At 65.2% G+C, this 4,832-nt stretch carries 3 protein-coding genes; all 3 read right to left on the bottom strand.

Annotated elements, in window-relative coordinates:
* Positions 1 to 158 precede the first annotated feature (158 nt).
* A complete protein-coding gene (locus DM995_RS18725) occupies positions 159 to 1,190 on the bottom strand; it encodes a DUF7146 domain-containing protein (protein WP_116970651.1) in 1,032 nt (343 codons plus the stop codon).
* 81 nt (positions 1,191 to 1,271) lie between these two features.
* A complete protein-coding gene (locus tag DM995_RS18720; RefSeq protein WP_116970650.1) occupies positions 1,272 to 3,419 on the bottom strand; it encodes a ParB/RepB/Spo0J family partition protein in 2,148 nt (715 codons plus the stop codon).
* 127 nt (positions 3,420 to 3,546) lie between these two features.
* Entirely contained in the window at positions 3,547 to 4,746 is a 1,200-nt protein-coding gene (locus DM995_RS18715; protein WP_116970649.1) for a DUF932 domain-containing protein, read from the bottom strand.
* Positions 4,747 to 4,832 lie beyond the last annotated feature (86 nt).

The raw sequence follows: 4,832 nt of genomic DNA, 5'->3' as shown, positions 1-4,832 counted from the left end.
GGGGTGGTCGCGGCGGGGAAGAAAGTCGCGCACAGCCATTGCCGGCCCGGTCGGCATCCGCTTCTCTCGCCCCTCTCGAAGGCAGAGGCGCGGCTCTGTCAGCGGAATGAAGGATCATGGCGAACATGGCTCGGGCGCAGAGACATCACCGCCTGTGCTCAGCCGATGAACTGTTCGGCATCCTCCGGGGCAAGCTGCACTCGCACCACTGCCCGCATCTCGTCCCGGCCAAGCCGCTGCAAATCATCGTTGAAGTCATCAAGGCTGGCAGTCAGCATCAGCGGCTCGATACCAGCCCCGATCGCGCGCTCGGCCAACGTGTCAGCCGCATGTTGTCCAGCGGGATCGTTATCGCGCGCAATGTAGAGGCGGTGCAGCGATGGTGTGATTTGCAACGCGGACAGGTGACCCGCTGAGAGAGCGGCGATCATGGGCATGGTCGGCATGATCTGACGGAGCGACAATATCGTTTCGATGCCCTCTCCGGCGACTAGGGCTGATCCGGCCCGACCAAATCGCAAGCCGTTGCCGAGGAGATTGCCCATGGCGCGACGCGGAGTGGCGACGGGTGCCTTTCCGCTGCCGTTCGGATCGAGCCAGGTGCGGTGGATACCGGTCAAAGATCCGTCATCACTACGGACTGCTGCAATTAATGCCGGGAACGCGCTCGGCGTGCCGGGTGGATCGTCCGTATCGGCGCGATACCAGCAGTTGGGATGGAACCGAAGCGAGCCGCACTCGCGCAGGTCGATGAGGCCACGCTGGCGCAGATACGTCTCGGCAAGCGTGTCAAAGATCGGCTGCGATATCGCCCACAGCCGCCGTGCAGCTTCCGGCGATCCGGTCGGTACGGGCGGCAGTGGTTCAAATGCCATCGGCTCTGGCGGCGGCAGAGACAGAAAGCGCCGCGCCTCTTCGAGCGTGTCGGCGAGCGAAGCCAATCGCTGGTTGGCAGCAATGAGGTCGAGCAGGTCGCCATGCTCGCCGGTGGCCGCATCGGTCCATTTGCCCGCAGCGCCCTTGCCAGCGTCGGGACCGGTCAGGCGGACAAACAGGCTGCGCCCCGGCGTGCCTTCGACATCGCCGATAAGCCAGTAGCGGCCCTGTCGGCGGCCTTGCGGAAGATAATGGCGGCAGACGCTCTCGGCATTGTGAGCAAGCTGCCGGGCAAGGTCGGATGCATCGGGCATCTGATCCTCCTGAGACAAGAAGAGGGTCCGCCGCGGGGGAGCAGCGGACCCTCAGTTGCGAGCGGGTCTGGGGAGCGCGACCTACTCGGCGGCGACGGCGAAGGGGGTGTCGCCCTCGGCCTCGGCATTGTCGTCGATCGGGGCGTCGTCCGCCACGGACCGTGCGCCGTCATCTGCCGCCAACTGCGCTTCACCACTGTCATCAGCATCGACAATGGCATCATCGATGGGCGACTCGATCTCGCGTGCGGTCGGCGTTAGAATCGCGCGACCGGGCGTGCGGAGCGGTTCGGGCAACCAGCCGCTGCCTTCGAGCAGCACAGCCGCGCGTGCTGCCATATCCGGCTTCTTCAGATGCGCGATGCTCTCAGCCGTCCGTTCGCCTTTCGCCTCGGCCACCGCCTGAACGATACGCGCTTTGGTCACCCGGCTGAAGAAGCCGTCGGCCGTCGGCGTCCAGCCCGCCGCCGCCATGTCGAGATCGACCGCCTTGGCGAGCATATCGGCGTGGGCAAGCGCACGCGGTCTGCGGTTGTATGCCTCGAACGTTGCGTTGACCGTGCAGGCAACGCAGTGGGCGAACAGCGCCTTCTGCTGCTCGCCGTCCATGTCGCCGAGCGCATCCCACAATGCCTCGGGCTCAGCGGGCAGCAGATCGGCGAGCGCTTGGTGCCGCGCATCAATGGCCTGTGCGGACGTCGTATCGCCAAGACCCGGCGCCTGCTGGCCGAACCCGACATGCTTGGCGTCAAGTTCGAGGCAGCTGTCGAGCGCATAACGGTAGAACAGCCGCAAGACGAGCGCATGGAGGCAGGCGTGGAATGCCACCTCCGGCGAACGGGCCACTGCGTCGCGCAGCGCCAGCGTGCGGTGCGCGGTCAGTTCGGACATAAGCCGGTCGGGAATCGGCCGCAGGCCTTCATCCTCCTCCGGCTCAGGCACCACCTCGACATTGCTGTCGATGCTGGCCTGCTCACTGCCATCGTCGGTGCCGTCGTCGGCATACTCGTAGTTGCTTTCTGCAGTCGCACCCTGCTCGGGCTCGATGGGCAGTTCGTCCTCGGGCCGAACGAAGCCGCGCTCGATCCGCAGGCTGCCATCGGGCGCGATGCTGATGAATGCACCGGCCCGCGCAACCTCATCGGCATCATAGGCCAGCGGCCTCTGATCGAGCGCCTCGATCGCAGTCTCCAGTTCGCCCAGCCGTTCGTCCACCTCGTCAGGCAGCTCGGGCGAGTCCTCGTGCTCGGCGACCATTGCGTCATATTCGGCCTGGAGCGCGTCGCGCGTGGCCTGTTCCTCGGCGGTGATCGCCACCGGCGTGCCGCGCAGCTGGCGAAGGCCATAGGTGTAGCCATAGGGGAAGTCAGGCGCTGCATCGATCCAACGCCAGCCTTCGGCCTGCACCTTCATCGCCTCCTCACGCAGGCGCTCGGAGACCATCAGGTCAACCAGGCCAACATCCTGCAGCCAACCGCCGTCGTCGCCTTGGAACAGGTCGCGCATAACGCCGCCGCCCGCCTCGATATAGGCATCGATGTCGATGAATCGGGCGCGCTTGTCGCATGCACGCACCGCGCCTTCGGTCAGCATCCGCCGGATCGCATAGGGCTGGCGGTCATAGGAGCCGGCGAGCCGTTCGAAGACCTGCTCCTGGCGTTCATGGTCGCCGTTGACGGTGAACGCCATCAACTGGTCGAGCGTGATCGCATCCTCGCCATAGGCGTCGAGGATCTTCGGCGACACGCTGGCGAGCTTCAGGCGCTGCTTGACCACCGCCACCGACACGAACTGATGCGCGGCGATCTCTTCTTCGGACTGGCCCTTCTCGCGGAGCGCCAGAAATGCGCGGAACTGGTCGAGCGGGTGCAGCGGTGCCCGCTGGATGTTCTCGGCCAGGCTGTCTTCCTCGGCATCGCCTTCGGTGCGGATGATGCAGGGCACCGGGGCATTGCGCGGGAGCCGTTTGCGCTTCACCAGCAATTCGAGCGCCCGGTAACGGCGACCGCCCGATGGCACCTCGAACATGCCGGTCTCGTTGCCATCGACATCGACGACGGGGCGCACGGTGAGCGACTGCAACAGCGTGCGCCGGGCAATATCCTCGGCAAGTTCCTCGATGCCGACACCCGCCTTGATCCGGCGGATGTTGGACTGCGACAGAACCAGCTTGTCGAAAGGGATATCGCGCGAAACACTGAGCGCGAGCTTGGGATTGGACTTGGGCATGACACTTCTCCGGACGGCCCGGCCGGAAGCCTCTCTCCCGACACCTCGAACCGTCACGAAGCGCAGCGCCACCCTCTTCCTCTGAAGAGAGCGACGCCGCGTATCGGAGCGACCGTGAGACGAAGGCTTACGCCGCGACCCGGTCGAACAGCTTCTTCGCGCGACCCTCCAGATCAAGCCGGGCGTCTTGCTGCGCCTTGCCCCGTGCGAAGGCGGTGATGCCCTGGACGAAATCGAACACGGATTCGGGCGGACGTCCTTCTTCGGCCAAGACCGTGTCGATGATCTTCGCAGTCTCGGCCTTCCCGAACCCGCTCTTGCGCAGGAAATCGGTGCGGTCCTCGTCAGAGCGCGCGACGATGCGCTCGCGCGCCTGTCGAATGCCATTGACGAATGGCAGCGGCGAGGAATCGACAAACCGGGTCAGCGCCGGAGCCGCCTCATGCGCAAAGCGGTTGGCGGCGTATTTGCTGTGCCGGATGCTGATTTCCTCGAAATCCTCGACGCCCCAGAGGTTGCGGTTCTGGCAGACGGCGCGGAGGTAAAAGCTGGCGATGCCGAGCGTCTTGGCGCCCACCTCGCTGTTCCAGCAGTAGAAGCCCCTAAAGTAGAGGTCGGGCGATCCATCGGGAAGTTTGCCCGCCTCGATCGGGTTGAGATCGTCGACCAGGAACAGGAAGACGTCGCGGTCGGACGCATAAAGCGTGGTCGTATCGGCGCTGATATCGACCATCGGATAGTAGATGCCGGTCGACCAATCGAGCACGCCGGGTACTTTCCAGCGCGTATCGCCCGTGCCGTTGCCAGCAATGCGCTGTACGGCAGCGACCAGTTCATGGTCATAGATCCGGCCATAATCCGGGCCAGTGACGGCGCGCAGTTCGATGCGGCCGTCATCGGTCTCCAGCGTCTTGACTTGCTCGGCGCGGTGGTTGGTCAGGCCATATTGCAGGTTGATGCCGGCCAGCGGTGCCGGAAGCTGTCGGAGGTAGGCGGCCGGCGCGCCGACGAGCGCGGCCAACTGGCCGAAGCTCCAATGCGTTGGGCAAATGGGCTGCTCGGCGCCGGGTAGGATCAGGTCGAGCCGTTCGGCATTGTCGCGACTGGCTTCGACCCGGACCGCGGCGCTCTCCACCGTGCGTGTGCGGCTGCGCTCAGCTCGGCCCTTCACTGATGCCATCAGCGCATCGAGCGACAGATAGCGCTCATCCGCCGGACGGCTGAACCATTCCGACGATACCCGCCCGACCCGCTGGCCACGACCGACATCCACCTTGTAGCCACCGCTCCGGTCGGGGCTCGCATCGAGAACTTGAACTTGTGTCATCACATGTCTCCGCGACGGCCCGGCCGGGAGCCTCTCTCCCGACACTCGAACCGTCACGGCGACAGCCGCCGCCCTCTTCCTCTCAA

The sequence above is a fragment of the Blastomonas sp. UPD001 genome (assembly GCF_003426715.1).
GTDB lineage: Bacteria > Pseudomonadota > Alphaproteobacteria > Sphingomonadales > Sphingomonadaceae > Blastomonas.
This window is presented reverse-complemented; position numbering and strand designations above follow the sequence as displayed.

Coding starts and splice junctions, on each gene's coding strand:
- DM995_RS18725 (WP_116970651.1), bottom strand. CDS start 1,190: ATGCCCGATGCATCCGACCTTGCCCGGCAGCTTGCTCACAATGCCGAG.
- DM995_RS18715 (WP_116970649.1), bottom strand. CDS start 4,746: ATGACACAAGTTCAAGTTCTCGATGCGAGCCCCGACCGGAGCGGTGGC.
- DM995_RS18720 (WP_116970650.1), bottom strand. CDS start 3,419: ATGCCCAAGTCCAATCCCAAGCTCGCGCTCAGTGTTTCGCGCGATATC.